General features: G+C 51.5%; 16 protein-coding genes, 1 tRNA gene and 1 pseudogene. 8 read left to right on the top strand and 10 right to left on the bottom strand.

Annotated elements, in window-relative coordinates; all coding sequences use genetic code 11:
- The first annotated feature begins 188 nt into the window (after positions 1-188).
- Positions 189-1,481 (top strand): asparagine--tRNA ligase, encoded by a 1,293-nt coding sequence (gene asnS, locus MVG27_RS02900; RefSeq protein ID WP_297549248.1) that lies wholly within the window; start codon positions 189-191, stop codon positions 1,479-1,481.
- 162 nt (positions 1,482-1,643) lie between these two features.
- Here the strand turns inward: asnS and MVG27_RS02895 are convergent, their stop codons facing one another.
- From MVG27_RS02895 to MVG27_RS02870, 6 genes are all read right to left on the bottom strand, one after another.
- Entirely contained in the window at positions 1,644-3,341 is a 1,698-nt protein-coding gene (locus MVG27_RS02895; RefSeq protein WP_297556138.1) for a hypothetical protein, read from the bottom strand.
- Between the two features lie 809 nt (positions 3,342-4,150).
- Positions 4,151-4,227 (bottom strand) — tRNA-Val (locus MVG27_RS02890).
- Between the two features lie 38 nt (positions 4,228-4,265).
- Positions 4,266-6,005, bottom strand: coding sequence for a tRNA guanosine(15) transglycosylase TgtA (tgtA, locus tag MVG27_RS02885; RefSeq protein WP_297556137.1), 1,740 nt, complete (start codon positions 6,003-6,005; stop codon positions 4,266-4,268).
- A gap of 32 nt (positions 6,006-6,037) precedes the next feature.
- Positions 6,038-6,964, bottom strand: a complete 927-nt coding sequence (locus MVG27_RS02880; protein WP_297548254.1) for an inorganic phosphate transporter — start codon at positions 6,962-6,964, stop codon at positions 6,038-6,040.
- 67 nt (positions 6,965-7,031) lie between these two features.
- Positions 7,032-8,099 carry a glycosyltransferase gene (locus MVG27_RS02875; RefSeq protein WP_297548256.1) on the bottom strand — a complete coding sequence of 356 codons (1,068 nt, stop codon included), beginning with the start codon at positions 8,097-8,099 and terminating at the stop codon, positions 7,032-7,034.
- Positions 8,100-8,142: 43 nt separating this feature from the next.
- Positions 8,143-8,430 carry a hypothetical protein gene (locus tag MVG27_RS02870; RefSeq protein ID WP_297548258.1) on the bottom strand — a complete coding sequence of 96 codons (288 nt, stop codon included), beginning with the start codon at positions 8,428-8,430 and terminating at the stop codon, positions 8,143-8,145.
- A 91-nt stretch (positions 8,431-8,521) separates the two neighbouring features.
- Here MVG27_RS02870 and MVG27_RS02865 point away from each other — a divergent pair, with 91 nt between their 5' ends.
- Positions 8,522-11,119, top strand: a complete 2,598-nt coding sequence (locus tag MVG27_RS02865; protein ID WP_297548260.1) for an ATP-dependent helicase — start codon at positions 8,522-8,524, stop codon at positions 11,117-11,119.
- On the opposite strand, the gene pepQ is transcribed toward MVG27_RS02865, so the two are convergent.
- A complete protein-coding gene (pepQ, locus tag MVG27_RS02860; protein WP_297548272.1) occupies positions 11,112-12,164 on the bottom strand; it encodes a Xaa-Pro dipeptidase PepQ in 1,053 nt (350 codons plus the stop codon). The two genes, MVG27_RS02865 and pepQ, sit on opposite strands and share 8 nt — an antisense overlap.
- 88 nt (positions 12,165-12,252) lie before the next feature.
- Here pepQ and MVG27_RS02855 point away from each other — a divergent pair, with 88 nt between their 5' ends.
- From MVG27_RS02855 to MVG27_RS02840, 4 genes are read left to right on the top strand one after another with little or no spacing between them, the layout of a single operon-like run.
- Positions 12,253-12,918 (top strand): HAD family hydrolase, encoded by a 666-nt coding sequence (locus tag MVG27_RS02855; RefSeq protein ID WP_297548274.1) that lies wholly within the window; start codon positions 12,253-12,255, stop codon positions 12,916-12,918.
- A gap of 34 nt (positions 12,919-12,952) precedes the next feature.
- Entirely contained in the window at positions 12,953-13,219 is a 267-nt protein-coding gene (locus tag MVG27_RS02850; RefSeq protein ID WP_297548276.1) for a 50S ribosomal protein L35ae, read from the top strand.
- 42 nt (positions 13,220-13,261) lie between these two features.
- Positions 13,262-14,392, top strand: a complete 1,131-nt coding sequence (locus MVG27_RS02845) for a tRNA (guanine(10)-N(2))-dimethyltransferase (RefSeq protein WP_297556139.1) — start codon at positions 13,262-13,264, stop codon at positions 14,390-14,392.
- The gene (locus MVG27_RS02840; protein ID WP_297548262.1) at positions 14,373-15,470 is read left to right on the top strand and encodes a VIT1/CCC1 family protein; all 1,098 of its coding nucleotides are present in this window, start codon (positions 14,373-14,375) and stop codon (positions 15,468-15,470) included. The genes MVG27_RS02845 and MVG27_RS02840 overlap by 20 nt, the downstream gene beginning before the upstream one ends.
- A 123-nt stretch (positions 15,471-15,593) precedes the next feature.
- Here the strand turns inward: MVG27_RS02840 and MVG27_RS02835 are convergent, their stop codons facing one another.
- The 3 genes from MVG27_RS02835 to MVG27_RS02825 form a co-directional block, all read right to left on the bottom strand.
- Positions 15,594-16,961 (bottom strand): MATE family efflux transporter, encoded by a 1,368-nt coding sequence (locus tag MVG27_RS02835; protein ID WP_297548264.1) that lies wholly within the window; start codon positions 16,959-16,961, stop codon positions 15,594-15,596.
- Positions 16,962-17,069: 108 nt separating this feature from the next.
- Positions 17,070-17,261 (bottom strand): 50S ribosomal protein L37e, encoded by a 192-nt coding sequence (locus MVG27_RS02830; RefSeq protein ID WP_015859350.1) that lies wholly within the window; start codon positions 17,259-17,261, stop codon positions 17,070-17,072.
- Between the two features lie 18 nt (positions 17,262-17,279).
- The gene (locus MVG27_RS02825; RefSeq protein ID WP_297470938.1) at positions 17,280-17,510 is read right to left on the bottom strand and encodes an LSm family protein; all 231 of its coding nucleotides are present in this window, start codon (positions 17,508-17,510) and stop codon (positions 17,280-17,282) included.
- A gap of 276 nt (positions 17,511-17,786) precedes the next feature.
- On the opposite strand from MVG27_RS02825, the gene MVG27_RS02820 reads away from it, so the two are divergent.
- Positions 17,787-18,992: a hypothetical protein gene (locus MVG27_RS02820; protein WP_297548266.1), complete on the top strand. Its 1,206-nt coding sequence runs from the start codon at positions 17,787-17,789 to the stop codon at positions 18,990-18,992.
- Between the two features lie 91 nt (positions 18,993-19,083).
- Positions 19,084-19,591 (top strand): annotated as a pseudogene (locus tag MVG27_RS02815) (glycine--tRNA ligase); the annotation flags it as partial.

Below are 19,591 nucleotides of genomic sequence, written 5' to 3'. Positions count from 1 at the left end.
CTTAAACCTTTTGACGTTATGGCAGACAAATGCCCAAAGAACTTAAATTTGGAGACAGGAAACTTCCTCCATGCCCCGGCTCATCAGCATTGATTCGGGAACAAGGGTTCTCTCGCTCTGGCTGAATAGCCTCTTCTAATTGGGTTAGCGTTATAAACTCGTGGGGAAAGCTTTTGGAGGTGATAATGGTGATTGATAAGGTTTACTGCGCCGATGTTAAGCCCGAAATGGAAGGAAAGAGGGTCAAACTCGCAGGCTGGGTTTACAGAAAGAGGGAAGTCGGAAAGAAGGTCTTCATAGTGCTGAGGGACTCAAGCGGAATTGTCCAGGTCGTCTTTTCAAAGGACCTGAACGAAGAAGCCTACAGGGAAGCGAAGAAGCTCGGCATAGAATCGAGCGTAATCATCGAGGGAACGGTAAAGGCCGACCCGCGCGCTCCTACTGGTGCAGAAGTTCAGGCCGACAAGCTGGAGGTAATCCAGAACGTTGACTTCTTCCCGATAACAAAAGACGCCAGTCCGGAATTCCTCCTTGACGTCAGGCACCTCCACCTCCGCTCGCCGAAGGTAGCGAGCATAATGAAGGTTAAAGCGACCCTCGTTCAGGCGGCCAGAGAGTGGCTCCTTCAGGACGGCTGGTACGAGGTCTTTCCGCCGATACTCGTTACTGGAGCTGTTGAGGGCGGTTCAACCCTGTTCAAGCTCAAGTACTTCGACAAAACAGCTTACCTCAGCCAGTCGGCACAGCTCTACCTTGAGGCGGCAATCTTCGGCCTTGAAAAGGTCTGGTCACTCACGCCGAGCTTCAGGGCCGAAAAGAGCAGAACTAGGAGACACCTCACCGAGTTCTGGCACCTTGAACTTGAAGCGGCCTGGATGGACCTCTGGGACATCATGAAGGTCGAGGAGGAACTCGTAAGCTACATGGTGCAGAGAACGCTCGAGCTCAGGAGGAGCGAGATTGAGACCTTCAGGAAGGACTTAACGACACTCAAGAACGCGGTTCCGCCGTTTCCAAGGATAAGCTACGACGAGGCCATAGAGATACTCCAGAGCAAGGGAGTAGACATAGAATGGGGCGAGGACATGGGGGCAGATGAAGAGAGGGTTTTGACAGAAGAGTTCGAGAGCCCCTTCTTCGTCTACGGCTATCCGAAGGGCATCAAGGCCTTCTACATGAAGGAAGATCCAACCGATCCTAGAAAGGTTTTGGCCGCTGATATGCTTGCACCTGAAGGCTACGGTGAGATTATCGGCGGTTCCCAGCGTGAGGACAGCTATGAAAAGCTCGTTCAGAGAATCCTCGAGGAGGGAATGGATCCAAAGGACTACGAGTGGTATCTCGACCTCCGGAAGTACGGTTCAGTCCCGCACAGCGGTTTCGGCCTCGGGCTGGAGAGGCTTGTCGCATGGGTTCTCAATCTCGACCACGTCCGCTGGGCCACGCTCTTCCCGAGGACGCCGAGCAGGTTGTATCCATGAGCCCTTACAAAGCAAGCGCTGGCGGAATATGGTTTGCTCTCGTGTACTCTCCTTTTTTTATTGGTTTCTGCCATTAAAGAAAGCTAATATAACTGCACCTACAATTCCTTCAATGATAAACACCAAACATGGCATAAGGCGTTGTGGAATATTTCTCAGTGCTCAGTTCCACAAGACTCCTAAATCAGGATTCCCATTTTCCATTCCAAAATTAACACCCAAAATAGAGAATCCCCCAAGTCCCAGCACAATTAAGAGCATTGCGATGGCGTTTTGGAGGGTTAGACGCGGGGGTTGAAAGCGAGCCTGTCTTAAAACATCGTCTGCCCTGAGCAGGAATATGGAAAGAATCAAAATTCCGATGTAGAAGATAAATATAGAGCCTATAGCTTTTTGGATTACATCCATCCAGTCAAAATTTTCACTCCCTAATAATGCAGATGAAAATGAAAGCGCGAGTACAGTGCTTCCCGCAGTTATAACCCCACCAGCGAGGATGTCGAAAAATGTATCTAGCTCATCGATAGCTTGTGTAATTATGTTTATAAACCTGCCTATAGGCCTGTTTACTTCAGGTAAACTAAGACGAGTATTTAAATTAATTAAGTCCTCACTCAAAGTAGTCATTTGAGTCATGAATATTCTCTTCAGCTCTATCTGGATGAAAATTACCGCATATCCAAAAACTACAAGGATTGAGAGACCAACCGATATCCATACATGAGACCGAAAGAGCCCCCATAAGACTAGCACTAAACTTACAATTAGTATAACGATTGTGACAAGGACACCTAATCCAAATCCATTATCACCACGTATTATTGAAAACGTTAATGGTACCCCAAAAACGGAGTAAATAAACAAAAGAGCGAGGAAATCTTGCCTTCCAATTTCAAGCGTTAATAGAATTGCGATATTAACAATGACAACTATGGAAACAAAAGCAGATCTGATGAGCGACGCTCTGGTGTCACGGTTCAAATTGTTCCTCCATATAATAGTAATAATTAGAGCGATAATAGTACATAATAACAAACATTCTAATAGGTCTAAATTCCAAGAAATGAGTCGTATGATAATTAGAACAACCCCAACTGAGATAGAGGAGGCTAATAAACTCCGCCAGGCAATCCTTCTCCTCCCCTCTAGGTCACCTTCAGAAAAGAGAAACGCTACAGTCGGTATCAAAATCGCGAGGAGAATCCCTACGCCGATAATTCCAGCCCAAAGAGAGTTAGAGTTATTGTTCTCTTGAGGGGGATTCTGAGAGGATATGTTCTTTACTTCGCTCCTGAATGTGATGTTCTCCCTTCTGTAAACAACAGTCACCCCTACAAAGTCACGAGTTGGTATGAGCACCTCCAAAGAAGACGAGCGGTTGGATAGAACTACATATGCGTTTGAGATTTTTACAGCATCATCAATCGGCGAAACGTTCACCAGCGTAAAGTTAACATCAAGGACGTTGGAGCAAATATCCCCGGGGCAAAAGGTAACGTTCCAGCTACTTATCTGATTGGGTTCCATATGAGCTTTGAGTATTACCCTCTTGGAGCCCGAAGAAGAGAGGGTGAATACAACGTTGTTGCTGTTCACCTTGCACACAAATGCCCTAACATTAACGATATCGGGAGCATGTAACAGGCGGAAACGGGCGTGAATTGTCACGTTGATGTCCTTAGCGTCATTTGGGACGGAAATTGAAACGTTGCTGATATTGAAGAGAACAACCTGATTAGAATTTACAACCTTGAACTGCTCACCATCTCTCCAGACGGTTTGAGCGCTGACCAGCGAACTGAACGAAGACATTATCAGTGCAAGTGCCATAAGGGTAACTATAGCATGTATCCTTTTCATTTTAACCGGAGAGTGTTTGGGTATTTATTTTTAATTTTTTCGCTAGTACTAAAGTCCGTTGGAAGTTTTCATAGAAGATGCCAGAATCACGTTAGAGTAGTTTCCCTTTTAGCAGTTTCAACTTTAATCAGCGTCCTTCGGGTGCTTCTCCAGAGAGAAACACTCATAAAGGAGCGAGTAAATGAAAACCCATTTCAGAACCGACTAATTCTCAAAAAGGCACTTACTCTTCCGCCAGCGCTGAAACTTTGCTTGGCAAAGTTTCATCAAAGTTCGTGGTTCTTTTGAGTGCCTCTCCCTGAGAGTTTGCATTCTCAGAAGGCCAGTTAAGGCCTGGAATTTCTTATTGAGGAGCATTTCTGTCGGGTTTTACATTTCCCCGCGCTCCAGAGGAGCGCTTTTAATAAGCAAAACCACACTTCACTGAACTTTTAAGAGCAAATTCCCAATTTAAAAGCCTTCTAAAAGTGCAAACACTCTAAAAATTGTCTCTCGGAAAGGAATCACGAACCTTGGTCAAACTTCGCGCAGGCGAGCAAACTTTGCAGTGCAAAGTTTGACCAAAGAATGCCCTTCCCGCCAAAAGAGCAAAAAACCAGTTGTGCACTAACCGAGGGCAAGTTCAAACGGGGTTTAACACCAAACAAAGCCTTTCCAAGTAGTTTCAACTTTGTTATTGGCGTCCGAAGGACGCCGTTTTAGAGTGAAACACTCTGCAAGGAGTAAATAAATTAGAAACCCACCCAGAAGACTTCAAATTCCAAAAAGCACTTACTTTTCCGCCAGCGCTTGCGAAGCAAGGGCTGTTGTGGTGGGCCCGCGGGGATTCGAACCCCGGACCTCCACCTTGTAAGGGTGGCGTCATGACCATCTAGACCACGGGCCCGCCTGAAATAGGAAAAAAGAATGGAGTTATAAAATTTTCTACTTCTCAACTCCCCTCCTCACCTTCACTGCCAATCCGCTCTGGAAAACCTTCAGCTCCTCGCCGTTTAAGAGCGTCTGTCCCGTTGCGAGCAACTCGTCCCTCTCGTTCACCACCAATACCTCATCGTAGGGCCTTATTCCCGGGTCGGCATCGACTACAAACTTCGCGAAAACGTTCTTCCCCTTTCTCGCGAAGGGCTCGGCGTCGCTGTTCACAACGACACGCATCCTCGGGAACGGAAGAACCTCGTGGAGCCTCTTGGCACCTTCTATTCCGAGTGTTAATAAGCCGTCCTCGGCCCTGAACGTCGCTAAGTGCTTGCCCTTGGCTTTAATCTGCCTCGGCATGCCCGTCTTTCTCGAAAGCTCGACGAATGCATCTCTGAAGGCCTCTCCGGCTCCTTCACCGAACTGGTATTCCGCTATGGCCATGACGTATTTTTTGGCCTCCCCCTTTCCAGGCTTCTCTATGGTAAAGTCCTCCTCGCCCTCGCTCTGGGCGAAGGGGTAGCTTAAGCTGAGGTACTTTGGAATCTCACCGAAAATCGGGTGCCTCACCGTTTCCGGGAATTTTCTCTTTACACGCTCCGCCCGTTCTCTGGCCCTAACGGCTGTGGGCCACCTCAGGGATTCCTCGCTGACCTTGAAGAAGGCGCTGGCTTTGGTTACCGGCTCGTTCTTCTCGAGGTAGTCCCTGTATTCGAGCAAACGCTTGTAGGCCGAGTAGAGCTTCGGGTGACTCCTTGCCCTTTCATCAACCAGCTCCCACAGAGTTCCCTCCTTTATCGCCTGCTTTACCCTGTTGAGCTCCTCACGTATGACCCAGAGGTTGTGGATTGCCAAAAGCCTCGTCCTCTCTTCCTTCGGCATCTCCCTGAGTTCCTGAGGCGTGTAGCGGCTACAAACCGGACAGGAGCACGGGAAGTACTCAAGTTCATCAAGCCTTTTCGTGCCCTCTGGCGTTAGGTAGCGGTCGTCTTTGGCATAGAGGGCGTAGCTTGCCGAATCGAAGAGGTCTATTCCCATGGCAACGGCCAAAGCGAATATCATCGGGTGCCCAGCCCCGAATAGGTGGACCGGCCTGTCCGGTCTGAGGCCGAGCTTCGAGGCAATAACCACGTCAACGAGGTCTCTGTAGCGGTAGCTCTCCATCAGCGGAACTACCGCACCGATTGGATGGATTTCGAAGTTCATCTCGCTCAGCCTTTTGGCGGCATATGTTCTTAGCTCTGGGTAGGTCGAACCCTGAACGGCCGCGTTCATCGCTATCTCCTTTATCTCCTCCGCTTCCCTTGCCCTCTCCAGAGTTATCCTCAAGTCCTCCTCGGCCTTCTCTCTCGGCACATCGGGTGGAGTTGGTATGTCGAGGAAAGTCCCTATGTCGACGCCTATTGCCTGCTGGAACTGGACTATTTCGCGGTTCGTGACCTCTACCCCTCCATAGCGCATGAGCTGGAAACTGCCGGAGTCAACCTCTATTATGCCATCGTAGTCGAGCAGTTTATGAATGCCCATATCAAGGGCCTTCTCCCTGAGCTCAGGTGTCTTGTAGATGATGTAGGAGTTCGTGATGATAATCCCGAAGCCCATCTCCTTGAGTTCCTTTGGCGTTACGATAAGCTGTTTTGGATTGACGACGGGCATTATTGCGGGGGTTTCTATGGTCTTTCCGTTAACGGTCAGCTTTCCTATTCTTCCAGCGGCGTCTCTGGCCTTAACCTCGAACCTGAACTCCATGCTCTCACCTCTAAGGGAGCTCTCCCTTCAACTTAAAAGCCTGCCGAGAAGAGCTTAATCAGGAGAAACGCCAGAAGGCCCGCAAAAAGGGGTGCCCTCACCCAGCTCTTCACGATGTCAACCAGGAGCTTTTTGTTTACCCTTTCCCCCTTGTAGGCGCTCAGACCGCTTATGGCCCCTACGATTGCCTGCCCAGAACTCACGGGTAGACCGAAGAGGTTCGCGACGCTCACAGCTATGGATGCACCAAACTGACTTGAGAAGGCCGAAGTCGGCCCGAGGGGGGCTATGTCCCTCCCTATGGTCATCATGACCTCGTAGCTGAAGGTGAGGGTTCCGAGTGCCATGACGAGGGCCAGGAAGGCGTTGGGGTCTGACATACCGCCCGCCTTAGCCAGGCCTATCACGTTTGAGACCTCGTTCGTTCCGAGGTTGAAGGCCGAGTATGCCGATGCAAGGAAGACGAGCCACTTCTGGGTCAGTTCAAGGTTTTTGAGGCACTTTATTCTCCTCAGCAGGGGTTTGTAAAGCTTGTATATCGCTATCGCCAGGAAGGAGGCGAAGACTGGCGAGAAGAACCAGGCGGAGATAATTTTACCGATGGTCCACCAGTCAACTGGAAGGCCGAGGGCGAGAGATGAGCCTATGAGAGCGCCTATTATGGACTGAGTCGTTGAGATTGGCCTGCCCCAGAGACTCGCTATTGTAACGGCGGAAGCAGCGCTAAAGAGGGCCAGGGCAACTTCCCCCGGAAGGAGTCCGCTCGCTAACCCTGTTATTGTCCCTGAAACCGCAGAGTGACCTATGACGGCACCGAGGGTGGTAAAGACGGCTATTATGAGCACTGCCCGCTTAAAACCCACTATCCCGGAGCCGACGGCGGTTCCTACTGCCTTTGCACTGTCGTTTGCTCCAACGGCCCATGCCATGAAGATGGCAGTCGCTATGACCTCCAGCATCTCCCTCCCTCTATAGTCTATATAGTCTATGTAGTACAGAGTTGGACATTTTAAAAGGGTTTCGCCCTTAAAAGCGTTGTGGCACACTGGAGTTTTCCAAGAGGAACTTAAAGTAGCCGTAGATGTGAAGCGAGAGATAAAACAGAGCCCAGAACCAGACGATTAGAGGGAAGAGGAGGGCGTTTGAAAGTCTTCCACCTTCGACGAAAGTTGGAACGAGCATGGTAACGGTCTCGAAAGCCCACCAGAGGAGAAAAAACTCCCAGAACCCCAGAATGAGCAGGAGCGGGGGAACGAGTACGTCCAGAAACGCTACGAGGTCACCGAGCAGGAGGAATGCCCAATCCTTGGTGAATCCCCCGCCGAGGTTTTTCAAATCCCCCAGAAACCAGCGCTTCCTCTGCCTCCACAGGACTCCCAACGATTTGGGCATCTCAACCCAAGTTTTTGCCCTTGGAGCGTAAACGACCCTTCCAATTTCCTTGAGGGCTTTGGTGGTTGCGTAATCCTCAACGATGTCCTCTACGAAGCCCCCAATTTTTTCCAGAGCATATCTCCTGAAGGCCGCTATCGGGCCTGGCGCGAGGCTCAAATCCTCGAGCTCCTTCGCCCTGCGGAACATCGCTATCCTCAAATGCTCCGCGTCCTGTGCCCTTTCGAGGAAAGAACTCCCCATCACCCTGACCTGACCGCCAACGGCCAGAATTTCATCGGAGTAGAACCTCCTCACGAGCTCCCTGACGGCTTCCGGTTCGAGGTAACTGTCAGCGTCCGTCGTGACTATCACCTCGCCGGAAGCCTTTGAAAGGCCAAAGTTCAGGGCTTTCGCCTTTCCACCGTGCTCCTTCCGATAAACCCTCAGCCGGGGGCTCTCAATGGAGGAGGCAACCTGGAAGGTGTCGTCATCGCTTCCGTCATCGACAACAATGACCTCAAAGTCCGGGTAATCCTGCGCCAGGGCCGATTCTATGGCCCTTAGAACCCTCCTACCCTCGTTGTAGGCCGGGATTATGATTGAAACCCTCGGCCCCCATTCCCTAATTCTGTAATTCCTGAAAAGGCTAATTATGTAATTGAAGAAGAAGTAGCCGTCCCAAAGGAGGATTACTGCCAGGGCCAGCGTTAGCGGGTTCATGAAGGAAACTCTGAAAAGGGGTTTTAATCCTTAGCGCTCAAAGTTAAGACGGGCTTCTTCCGAGGCGGTATCTTACGACGTACCTCCCATGCTCGAAGTCGTCTTCCTCGGCCTCAAGAACCTCCACAGGTTCAAGCTCAAGGCCGAAGTCCATCGCTTCCCATTTGATGTCGTCGAAGTAGTCGTAAAGCCCGCAGGTCGCGCAGAACGAGCCCTCGAACTCGATTATAACCTCATCTCCCTCCATCTTAAGGATTCTGGCGTTGGCCTCGCTACCGTGAAGCCTGTTGAACTCCTTGAGAACTTTCTCAAGCTTTTCCCTTACCTTCATTCTCCCACCGAAATGAGTTCGTGAAAATGACTTAAAAAGTTTGCTTAACCAACCGAATAGTTTAAAAACCGAAAAGAAAGACGATGGCCCGATGGCCGGGGAAAGGATAAGGTGGGCCGAGAGGGAATACAGCGACGAGGAGATATTCTCAATCCTGAGCGAGCCGGTTAGGGAGTGGTTTAAGCGGAAGTTCGGAACATTCACCCCACCACAGCGTTACGCCGTTTTGGAGATACATAGGGGCGAGAACGTGCTTATTTCTTCCCCGACAGGTTCCGGAAAAACGCTTTCCGCTTTCCTCTCGGCCATAAACGAGCTGATTCTCCTCGGCAAGGAGGGGAAGCTCGAGGATAAAATCTACGTTCTTTACGTCTCCCCTCTTCGAGCTCTCAACAACGATATAAAGCGCAACCTCGAGGGACCTTTGGCCGAAATCAAGGAAGTGGCAAAGGAGCTCGGCTACGATTTGCCCGAGATTCGTGTTGGAATAAGGACGAGCGATACTTCGAGCTACGAGAAGAGCAAGATGGTGAAAAAACCTCCTCATATACTCATAACGACACCAGAAAGCCTAGCAATAGCTCTAAACGCCCCCAAGTTCCGCGAGAGGTTGAAGACTGTGAAGTACCTCATAATAGACGAGGTTCACGCATTGGCTGAGAACAAGCGCGGTTCACACCTCGCGTTAAGCGTCGAGAGGCTCCAGGAGATAGCCGATAATGACTTCGTGAGGATAGGCCTGAGCGCTACTATACACCCGCTTGAGGAGATAGCCAAGTTCGTCTTCGGCTTTGACGACGAGGGAAACCCGAGGCCCGGTCTTATAGTTGATGTCAGCTTCGCCAAGGAGACCGAGATAAAGGTCGAGAGCGTTGTGGAGGACTTAATCTACACCCCGGCAAGCGTTCTGAGCGAGGCCCTTTACAAACGACTTGCCGAGCTGATAAAAGCTCACCGAACAACGCTCATCTTCACCAACACGAGGAGCGGTGCCGAGAGAGTTGCCTTCAACCTGAAGAAGCTCTATCCCGAGTTCGAGGGATTAATCGAGGCCCACCACTCTTCGCTGTCCAGGGAGGTTCGCCTTGACGTCGAGGAGAAGCTGAAGAAAGGGGAGCTCCGCGCGGTAATCAGCTCAACAAGCCTTGAGTTAGGTCTGGATATCGGAACGATTGACCTCGTTGTCCTCATAGGCTCACCGAAGAGCGTGAATCGCGCGTTACAGAGGATTGGAAGGGCCGGCCACAGGCTCCACGAGGTCAGTAAAGGCGTTATCCTTGCCCTCGATAGAGATGACCTCGTCGAGGTTACGGTTTTGGCGCACAACTCAAGGAACAGAAGGCTTGACAGGGTTAAGATACCCAAAAACCCGCTCGACGTTCTCGTTCAACACCTCCTCGGAATGGCCATCAACAGGGTCTGGGAGGTTGAGGAAGCCTACCGCGTCGTGAGGCGCGCTTATTCCTTCCACGGGCTACCCTTCGAGGACTTCATGAGCGTTTTGAAGTACCTTGCCGGCGAATATACGGGCCTTGAGGAGAGAAAAGTCTACGCCAAGATATGGCTCGAAAATGGGCGCTTTGGAAGGCGCGGTAAGATGACTAGGGCCATCTACTACATGAACGTCGGCACGATTCCAGATGAGGCTAAAATTCGCGTTTACACCATGGACAAGAAGCTCATCGGGACGGTTGAGGAGGAGTTCGCGGAGAGGTTAATGCCCGGCGACATCTTCGTCTTGGCTGGCAGAACCTACGAGTTCGTCAAGAGCCGGGGAAACAAGATATACGTTATCCCGCGCGAGGGAGCGAAACCCACAATTCCGGCATGGTTCTCCGAGATGCTCCCTCTGAGCTTTGATTTGGCCCTCGACATACAGAGGTTTAGAAGAGAGGTCAAGGGTCTTCTCGGTAGGAGGGACGCGGTTAGAAGGCTCATGAGAAAGTACGGCATAGACGAAAAAGCGGCGAGGGCAATCGTAGCTTACTTCCGCGAGCAGGCGAGGTACTCGGTAATCCCCGACGACGGGACCGTTCTGGTCGAGTTCGTGCCGGGGGAGAGGAGAAACCGCTACTTCTTCCACACGCTCATCGGAAGGCGCGCCAATGACGCACTCAGCAGGGCCTTCGCCTACTTGGTGAGCAAGAGGAAGAACTGCAACGTCGGGATAGCGATAAACGACAACGGCTTCGCTTTGCTCCTCCCACCGGATGTCAAGCTGAGTGAGGATGAGGTGAGGGAGCTTTTCCACCTCGAGGATTTAAGGGAGACGTTAAAGCTGGCCCTCGACAACACCGAGCTGTTGAAGAGGCGCTTCCGCCACGTGGCCAACCGCGGGTTGCTAATCCTAAGGCGCTACGTTGGGAGAAGCAAGCGCCTCGGAAGACAGCAGGTCATGGCAGTCGCGCTACTCAAGGTTTTGAAGGAGAACTATCCGGACTTTCCGCTCCTTAAGGAGGTATACCGCGAGATTATGGAGGACAAGATGGACGTTGAGAGCGCCGAGCTCTTCCTGAGCTGGGTTAAGGAGGGAAGGATAAAGGTCGTCTTCGAAACCCACAGCGTGCCGAGCCCCTTCGCCTTCAACCTCGAAGCTATAGGCTCGAGCGACGTTGTTCTCATGGAGGACAGGAGGGAGCTGATAAAACAGCTCCACAGAAAAATAATGGCGATGATAGGAGCTAAATGAGTTCCCTCTCGGTTTTCGTGAGTCTCTTTGCTCCGTTCTCTGTTATCACCACCGTGTCCTCTATCCTGACACCGCCGAACTTGGGGATGTAAATGCCGGGCTCTATCGTAATCACCATACCCGGCTTCAGAACAGTCTCGTCGCTCTGGTTCACGCCTGGCCACTCGTGTATCTCAAGGCCAACGCCGTGTCCCGTTGAGTGGATGAAATAATCGCCGTAGCCGTACTCCTTGATAACGTCCCTCACGATGGTGTCAAGCTCCTTGGCGGTGATGCCGGGCCTCGCCATCTCAACTCCCTTAATCTGGGCCTCAAGGACCGCCTGATAGATGTCCTTCTGCTTCTCGTTTGGACTGCCAACGACTATCGTCCTCGTCGTGTCGGAGTTGTAGTGGTTGTAGAGGGCGCCTTCGTCTATAACGACCAGCTCTCCCCTCTCAATCCTCTTGTCGCTCGCTATGCCGTGAGGTAATGCCGAGCGCCAGCCACTCGCTATTATCGTGTCAAAGGCAGGCTTTTCAGCACCGTTCATCTTCATAACGTATTCCATCTTCGCCGCTATCTCCCTCTCGCGCTTGCCCTCGCTTATCTCCTCTATCGCCACTAACATAGCCTGGTCGGCTATCTCACAGGCCTTCTGGATGACCTCAAGTTCTTCCCTCGTCTTCACCATCCTGAGCTCCTTTATGACTTCGTCAACGATGACGAACTCCTCAACGCCGAGCTTCTCGCGGTAGCTCTGAACCGTTGAGTAGGCCGTTCTTCCCTCGATTCCGAGCTTTTTCAAGTTGAAGGCCTTAAGCTTTTCAAAGAGCTCGGGCCCGCGCTTGAATGCTTCAACTGGTACACGAGAGCTCTCTTTGGCCTCTTCGTATTCCAGCTGGGGGACGAAGAAAAGCTCCTCATCGGCAGTAACGAGCAGATAACCCCCGAGAACTGGGGCTGAACCTGTGAAGTAGTAGAGGTTTGGCTTATGGGTTATTATCACGCCGTCGAGTTCCTTTTCGGCGATGTATTCCTTCAGCTTTTCAATCCTCATTGCCACCACCGGGGAGAGTTAAATCGAAAGGAAGGATAAAACGGTTTCGGAAACGATATATACCCCTGAGTAGAAGCTTGAACAGGTGTTAGTAATGACGGTTTACCTCTTTGACTTCGATGGAACGCTCGTTGATAGCACCGGCGCCGTTGAGAAAGCGCTCAGAATAGCGATTGAGAAGACGATTCCGGCGGTGATAGAGAGCGACCTCTACGATGAGTACTACAAGGCCCTCTTTCTCTTCATCAAGGGAAAACTGACCTACCAGCACCTCGGCGTAATCCACGAGCTCGTTGCACAGGGGACGATTCACGAGTACTACAAGCTCATGCCCAAGTACATCAAGGATTTTCCCTTCGCAAGACACGTCGTTAGGGAGCTGAGAAAAAGGGGCAGGAAAGTGATAAGCTTCTCGGGAGAACACACATATCCAGGAGGTAAGGTGATATTCCTCAAGAAGACCAACTGGTACGATGAATTCGACGATGTCGTGACCTTCAAGGGCACGAAGGACATGCTCCACAAGTTCGAGACCCTCAGGGAGCTCTATCCCGAGGAGCCATTCGTCTGGATTGACGACAGTCCGGCGCGCTTTACCTACATCCTCGACGAGAACACGCTTTTAGTTCAGAAGGCATCGCCCTACAAAAGCGACGTTCCCCTGCTCTTCGATAGGGTTAACTTCGTGAAGATAAAATCCATCAGGGAAGTCCTTGAGATAGACGATGGGCTGAGCGAGTTCCTGGGCGATAAAACTTAAAAATCCCCCCTCCAAATAAGCCCAGGTGAGGGCGATGGCGAGGGTGAAAGCTATCGTCCTCTCCTACGCGGGTTCTCATGAGCACCAGGACAACCACAGGATGATTCTAAAACCCCTCGGCATAGACGACAGGGGAAGTGCGGCGCGCTTAATCGGCAGAAAGGTCGTCTGGAGGACGCCAACTGGCAGGAAGATGTTCGGAAAGGTCATCAGGACCCACGGAAATCGCGGTGAGGTCAAGGCCGTCTTCAAGCCCGGTTTACCTGGCCAGGCCCTCGGTGACTACGTCGAGATTCTCTGAAACCTTTAAAGCCTCCCCACCCTTTTCTTTGTGGGTGAGAGAATGGAGCTCGTCGAGAGAAGGGAAGGTTCGGCAAGGTTTCTAGTTCCAAAGGCCGAGAGAATTTACGACGCTCCGGTCTTTTACAACCCCGTTATGGCGCTCAACAGGGACGTGAGCGTTCTCGTCGCCAGGATTCTCAGGCCTAAGAGAGTTCTGGATGCCCTCTCAGCCACGGGCATAAGGGGAATCCGCTACGCCCTTGAAAGTCCCGCTGAAGAGGTCTGGCTCAACGACATAAGCGAAGAAGCCTACAGCCTCATGAAGCAGAACGTTGGCCTAAACTTCGAGGGAGAGCTCTACGAGGAAGGCGACAGGGCCTACCTCTGGGGGGAGAAGCTGATTGTAATCAACAGGGGCGATGCCAACAGGTTGATGGCCGAGAACTTCCGCTACTTCGACTTTCTTGACTTAGACCCCTTCGGCTCGCCGATGGAGTTCCTTGACACGGCCCTGAGGAGCGTCAGAAGGAGGGGTGTTTTAGCGGTTACGGCAACCGATACCGGTGTTCTCTGCGGTGCATATGCAAAGGCATGCCTCAAGAACTACCTCGCGAGGCCCATTAGGGGCGAACTCTGCCACGAGGCAGGCTTGAGAATCCTTGTGGGGACCGTTGTCAGATACGCGGCAAAGTACGACCTAGGCGTCGAGGTTCTCCTCGCCTATTACCGCGACCACTACTTCAGGGCGTTCCTCAGGTTCAAAAGCGGTGCCAGGAAGGCCGAGAAGAGCCTCTCCCAGCTCGGATACCTGTGGCAGGAGGAAAGCGGGCGGTTCAGCTACGAACGGACTTTCCTCCCCGAGAGACCCAATGCATATGGCCCGCTGTGGCTTGGCCCTCTGAAGGAAGGAGCCTTCATGGAGGCGCTCTCCAAGGAGCTTGAAAACTTTGAGCCGGCACATAAGAAGACAAAGCCCTTCCTCGAGCTACTCTCCAAGGAACTTGACGTTCCCTTCCACTACGACACCCACGCTCTGGCAAGGAGGAACGGCCTGCAGGCTGTAAAGGTTTCAACCGTCATTGAGAGACTTGAAGAGCTTGGCTATTCAGCCAGCAGGACGCACTTCTCGCCAACCTCCGTAAAGACCAACGCACCTTTCGAGGTGGTACTCGATGTCCTCGGAAGCGATTAAACTGGCAAAACGCTTTTATCTGGACGAGTGGACCGATGCCATGCTCTATAAAAAGCTCGCCGAGTGGGAGAGAAACGAGAAAATCAGAAAGGAGTTCGAGAGACTTGCAGAGCTGGAGGCATGGCACGCCGAGTTCTGGAAGTCATTCCTGGAAAAAAGAAACGAGAAACCTCCGAAGCCAGGGATAAGCAGGCTTACCCTCTGGGGCGTTAAGCTCCTCAGAAAAGTCCTCGGGCCCGGTTCAGTGGCGTCACTCCTTGAGATGGGTGAGAACAGCGCAATAGAGAAGTACTTCAGGTTTCTGACGGAATACTCCACGGAGCTAAGCGCCGAGGAAAGGGAAACGCTCAGGAGGGTAATACTGGATGAGATAGAGCACGAGAAGTTCTTCCGCGAGGAGGAGAAGGCCTTCCACGTCGAGAACATCAGGGACCTTGTCCTTGGAATGAACGACGGCCTCGTCGAACTTCTGGGCGCTGTTACCGGCCTTTCCGCCGTGTATCCGAACAACCCCCAAATCGTAGGTGTTAGCGGTCTGGTCGTCGGCGTTGCAGGGGCGCTCTCAATGGCGATTGGAACCTTCGTTTCGGTTCGCTCCCAGAGACAGGTGAAGGAATCGATTCGCTCGAGGATGGAAGTCCTCTTCGAGGTTTCCCCCGAGAAAACAGTCGAAGAGCTCAAGGAAAAGCTCACCGAGGGCGGACTGCCCGAAGAGATAGCCGAGGAGATAGCTGAGAAACTCAAGACGAATCCCGATGCCGTCAAGAGACTTCTTCTCCCGGAGACCGAAGAAAACGAGGTCCGTGCGTCCCTCTACACGGGGCTCTCGTATCTACTCGGCGTTGTCTTTCCCGTAACGCCCTATTTCCTGGCCTCGAATTCCCTGACTGCCCTTGTATTTTCGGTTCTGCTGGCCGGTTCGGCACTTGCCATAGTGGCTACTCTAATTTCGCTCCTTTCGGGAATCTCGGTGAGGAAGAAGGTCGCGGAGATGGTGGCCACTGGCCTCGGCGCGGCGTTCCTGAGCTACCTATTCGGCAGGCTCATGGAGGCGGTCTTCCACGTCTCGGCGCTTTAGAGATATACAACATCAACGCCGAGCTTTTCCGTTATTTTTCCCTGTTTTCTTCCGCAGGTGCTCAGTTCCGCTCCAAGGGACGGCGCTTGGCAGAGGCCAAAAACGCAAATACAAACGGTTTTGTCACACCTTCACGTACTTCCACTTTCCTTTCCTGAAAATCCACCAGTACATCAGGGCGCTCGTGAAGGTCTCAAGGCTCATGGCTATCCAAGCCGCTACAACGCCAAGACCCTTGAAGGTTATGGGGCCAAATGAGAAGCCGAACCCGAGTAGATACGCCGGGATTATCCTGAAGAGGAGCTTGCTTATTGCAGTAACGTACATCGGGCTTTTTGTGTCGCCAGCCCCTCTAAGGGCACCGCTCAGAACGAACACCCAGCCGAGCGGAACCTCGCTGATTCCGACTATTATGAGGTAGATTCGGGCAAGGCGGAGGACTTCTGAGTAGTTGGGGTCGCTGGGGTTTAGGAAGGGCATGACCAGATAGCGGGGGAAGAGGACCAGTATTGCGCCCATCACACCCATGAAGAGCCCCGCCATTTTAAGGGCCTCGTAAACGGTTTTCTCAGCTTCATCCGGTCTGTTGGCCCCGAGGTTCTGGCCGACCAACGCCGAGGTTGCCACGTTGAAGCCGAAGGCCGGCATGTAGGCGATGCTCTCAATTCTGAGGCCTATCTGATGCGCGGCCAGGGCAACGTCCCCGAAGCGCGTGACGATGCTCATGTAGAGGAAGTTGTAGAAGCTGAAGAGGCTCCTCTCGACGAGCGTAGGGGTTCCGATGCGGACTATTTTCTCCACAATCGAGGTGTCAAAGCGCCAGCTGGGTTCAAACTTGAGGACAAGCCTGTTGGAGACGAGTAAAGCAATCAGAACGATGAAGGCAGAGGTGATGCCGATTCCCGATGCCCAAGCGGCTCCAACCGCACCGAGCTTTGGAAAGCCCAACTTCCCGTAGATGAGAAGGTAATCAAAGACGGCATTGAAAACGTTCATCAGAATGCCGACCTTCATCGGCGTCTTTGTATCACCCGCACCTCTGAGGGCGGAGTTTATCGTAAAGACAACGAAGCGAACGGGGTAGAAGAGGAAGACAACCTTAAGGTATGCGTATGCAAGGCTCAGAAGCTCGCCCTTGGCACCCATTATCCTGAGGACGTCATCACCCAGGAACCAGCCAAAGAGCAGAACCGGAATGCCGAGTAGGAAGGCGAGATAAAGGCTCTGCTCGAGGACCAGCTCCGCCCTCTTGAAATCCTTTGCGCCAACGGCGCGCGCAACAAGGGCCAGCGTTCCGACGGAGACTGACATCATTATCGGGAACATGAACCAGCTTACCTGCCCGCCGAGACCCACCGCCCCTATTGCCAGTGCACTCACGTGACCGACCATCAGGGTGTCCACTAGGTTGAGCAGGGTCTGAGAGATGTTGGCCAGGATTGCTGGCCACGCAAGTTGCCATATCCTCCGCTGGGTCTCGTTGAGCCTCATTAAGATGTCCCTCTGAACGGGTAAAAGAGCGTTTCATCTAATAAGGTTTGTGGTCTGTTGGACTCCAAAAACATCTAAACAGCGACAAAAGCGGAAAAGAAAAGAAGCTCAGTAGGAGAGGTTCCTCTTCTTCTTCCACTTGTGGCTCCAGCTGTACTTCCTCATTCTCCTGCTCCTGCCGAAGCCACACGCGGCGCAGTAGCCCTTCTTGACGTTGAAGGCTCTCCTACCACAGCGCCTGCACCTGATGTGGGTTGGGGTCCTGTTGCGCTTTCCCTTCGGCGCGGTTCCAGCTCCCATTGTATCACCCCGCTAAGCTCACTCTATCTCGACCGGGGAGATGGCCAGGACGTTGTCTCCCCTGATGACGATTTTACCGTACTTCTTAACCTCCTCGCCGTCCTGCATAAGGGAAGCATCGGCGAGGACAACGTTCAGGTGGATGTCGTAACCGATGAGCCTGCCCCTGAACTCGCCACCCCTCTTGAGGAGCACGAGCACGTCCTTATCAAGGGACTTGTGAATAACGTCGAGTGGTCTTTCCGCCATTTTCACGCACCTCCAAACAATCAAAGCTCATAGCCTAAACGACGGGAACGGTTTATAACTCTTTCCCCAAAATAACAGAGAGAAAGACCTTTCTTGGGTGTCAGCTATGTTGTTGCACTCTGGATAGGGGACTTATGGGATATCCTATATAAAGTTAAATTTTAATTAGTAATTTTGGTTCAATGCATATTTCCATCACTCATTAATTTTGAGAGAGCGAAAAGATTAAATACTATAATATCGTTTCTTTAAATGACAACCCTTTGGGGGGGTCGGATGCGTCAAAAAGTGGTATGGTTTATACTCGGAGTTTTGGTTGGTAGTCTTTTTGTTGTCTCAGCGTATCCAACGAACGGAAACATCAAGTCCACAAACCTTAGAGGAAAGATTAACAACACGGTTCCTGTCTACTACGTTGGTAGCGATATACCCAAGTACTTTGTAAAGACAATGAGAGCAAATCCCACTCAAAATATCAGAGCTCCGCATATCCTTATTGTTGAGAGCTCTTATGTCGAAAACAATCCAAGCCTCAAACAGCTCGTTAAAATGGAAATCCTCTCTGGGATTCCAGTGATAGTGATTGGAAATCCAAGTATCATCAACGGAACTTTCAAGGGACAGTTTTTTGCAGAGCTTGTAGCTGGTCAGGGACCAAATGGAAAAATTAACCATGCAACAGTTTATGGTTATGTAGTCTATTCCCACAATGGAATACTCCAAAGCAGAGAGTTCGTATCAATCGATTCAGTTTCCAATGCCCTTAAGGAAGCGTATGAGTGGGCAGTCAAAAATATCAAACCCAACGCAGGGACTTTCAAACTTGGAGTGGAGCCTCTCTCATCCGGAGCATATTGGTCTTATCAGAGCCAGCTTGATTTCACAACAGGAGACAGCTGGAAACCGTACGGAAGGTTAAACGTAAGGACGATCTATTACAAGCTCATGAACGATGGCTCATCCCAGTACGACTGGTATGATGTGCATGTAAGACAACAATCTGTTCCGGGTAAAGAGCTTGGATGGTCGGATTGGAGAACGGCCAAGATGTACACTTGGATAAAGGCCAACTACTACAACCCAAACGGCTTCCTCTCGGATTATTCCCCCACTACAACATCTGGAACAACAACGGTTGGAGTTTCAATAGGTGTTTCCGCAGGAGATGATGGGTCACAAGTAAGTGCATCTCAGTCGTGGAGTTATACGATCCCAGACGTCCAAGTTTACGATGAGAGCGACTATTCTCAGGAGCTCGCAAAGTGGGTGCATAAGATTGCACCTGATAAAGCCGTGGGAATGGCTACGTATCAAATAGAACCTGGAGCAACTCTGAGATTTAGGGAGTGGGATGTTGGGGCAAAAGTGTGGAGAGAGCACTACGGTGTCCTCTACGCAAAACCTCCAAGCTGGTGGGAACCCGGGTGGTACTGGCATTATACAGGAGAAGACTGGGTTGAGTTCCGCATTTCCATGGGGTGAAGTCGAAATTCTTTCTTGTTTCCTTATATTCATTTCCAACGTCCAAAACATTTTTATGAAACTTCCCCGCTCAAATCTCAGGTGGTAGGACATGGGAGAGAAACCCGACAAATACGAGATTCTTCAGGATTTGATGAGGCGAAGGGGCTTCGCCTGGGGGAGCTTTGAAATCTACGGCGGTTCACGTGGATTCTATGACTACGGCCCTCTTGGAGCGACGATAAAGAGGAAAATCGAGCAGAAAATCAGGGAGGCCTTTCAGAGGGAGGGCTTTTTTGAGGTTGAAACCCCAGATATAACGCCCGAGAAGGTCTTTATAGCGAGCGGTCACGTCGAGAAGTTCGTTGACCCGCTAGTCGAGTGTAAAAAGTGTGGTGCGCGCTTTAGGGCCGACCACCTCGTTGAAGAGGCCCTTGGAATGGACGTGGAGGGTCTCTCAGCCGAAGAACTGACCAGGCTCATCAGGGAGCACAACATCCGCTGTCCGGAGTGCGGTGGGGAACTGAGCGATGTATGGTACTTCAACCTCATGTTCGAGACGAGAATAGGTCCCTACGGCGACCAGAAGGGCTACCTGAGGCCCGAAACTGCACAGGGAA

It is taken from the genome of Thermococcus sp. (genome assembly GCF_027011145.1).
In the GTDB taxonomy this organism is placed as follows: Archaea; Methanobacteriota_B; Thermococci; order Thermococcales; family Thermococcaceae; genus Thermococcus.
The sequence above is the reverse complement of the archived record's forward strand: the minus strand, read 5'-3'. Positions and strand labels throughout refer to the sequence as shown.

What these genes read in the sequence shown, in the direction of transcription:
- MVG27_RS02895 (WP_297556138.1), bottom strand. Translation starts at nt 3,341, where the DNA reads ATGAAAAGGATACATGCTATAGTTACCCTTATGGCACTTGCACTGATA.
- MVG27_RS02870 (WP_297548258.1), bottom strand. Translation starts at nt 8,430, where the DNA reads ATGAAGGTAAGGGAAAAGCTTGAGAAAGTTCTCAAGGAGTTCAACAGG.
- MVG27_RS02875 (WP_297548256.1), bottom strand. Translation starts at nt 8,099, where the DNA reads ATGAACCCGCTAACGCTGGCCCTGGCAGTAATCCTCCTTTGGGACGGC.
- MVG27_RS02835 (WP_297548264.1), bottom strand. Translation starts at nt 16,961, where the DNA reads ATGAGGCTCAACGAGACCCAGCGGAGGATATGGCAACTTGCGTGGCCA.
- MVG27_RS02880 (WP_297548254.1), bottom strand. Translation starts at nt 6,964, where the DNA reads ATGCTGGAGGTCATAGCGACTGCCATCTTCATGGCATGGGCCGTTGGA.
- MVG27_RS02825 (WP_297470938.1), bottom strand. Translation starts at nt 17,510, where the DNA reads ATGGCGGAAAGACCACTCGACGTTATTCACAAGTCCCTTGATAAGGAC.
- MVG27_RS02850 (WP_297548276.1), top strand. Translation starts at nt 12,953, where the DNA reads ATGGCGAGGGTGAAAGCTATCGTCCTCTCCTACGCGGGTTCTCATGAG.
- MVG27_RS02845 (WP_297556139.1), top strand. Translation starts at nt 13,262, where the DNA reads ATGGAGCTCGTCGAGAGAAGGGAAGGTTCGGCAAGGTTTCTAGTTCCA.
- MVG27_RS02855 (WP_297548274.1), top strand. Translation starts at nt 12,253, where the DNA reads ATGACGGTTTACCTCTTTGACTTCGATGGAACGCTCGTTGATAGCACC.
- MVG27_RS02820 (WP_297548266.1), top strand. Translation starts at nt 17,787, where the DNA reads ATGCGTCAAAAAGTGGTATGGTTTATACTCGGAGTTTTGGTTGGTAGT.
- tgtA (WP_297556137.1), bottom strand. Translation starts at nt 6,005, where the DNA reads ATGGAGTTCAGGTTCGAGGTTAAGGCCAGAGACGCCGCTGGAAGAATA.
- MVG27_RS02830 (WP_015859350.1), bottom strand. Translation starts at nt 17,261, where the DNA reads ATGGGAGCTGGAACCGCGCCGAAGGGAAAGCGCAACAGGACCCCAACC.
- MVG27_RS02865 (WP_297548260.1), top strand. Translation starts at nt 8,522, where the DNA reads ATGGCCGGGGAAAGGATAAGGTGGGCCGAGAGGGAATACAGCGACGAG.
- MVG27_RS02840 (WP_297548262.1), top strand. Translation starts at nt 14,373, where the DNA reads ATGTCCTCGGAAGCGATTAAACTGGCAAAACGCTTTTATCTGGACGAG.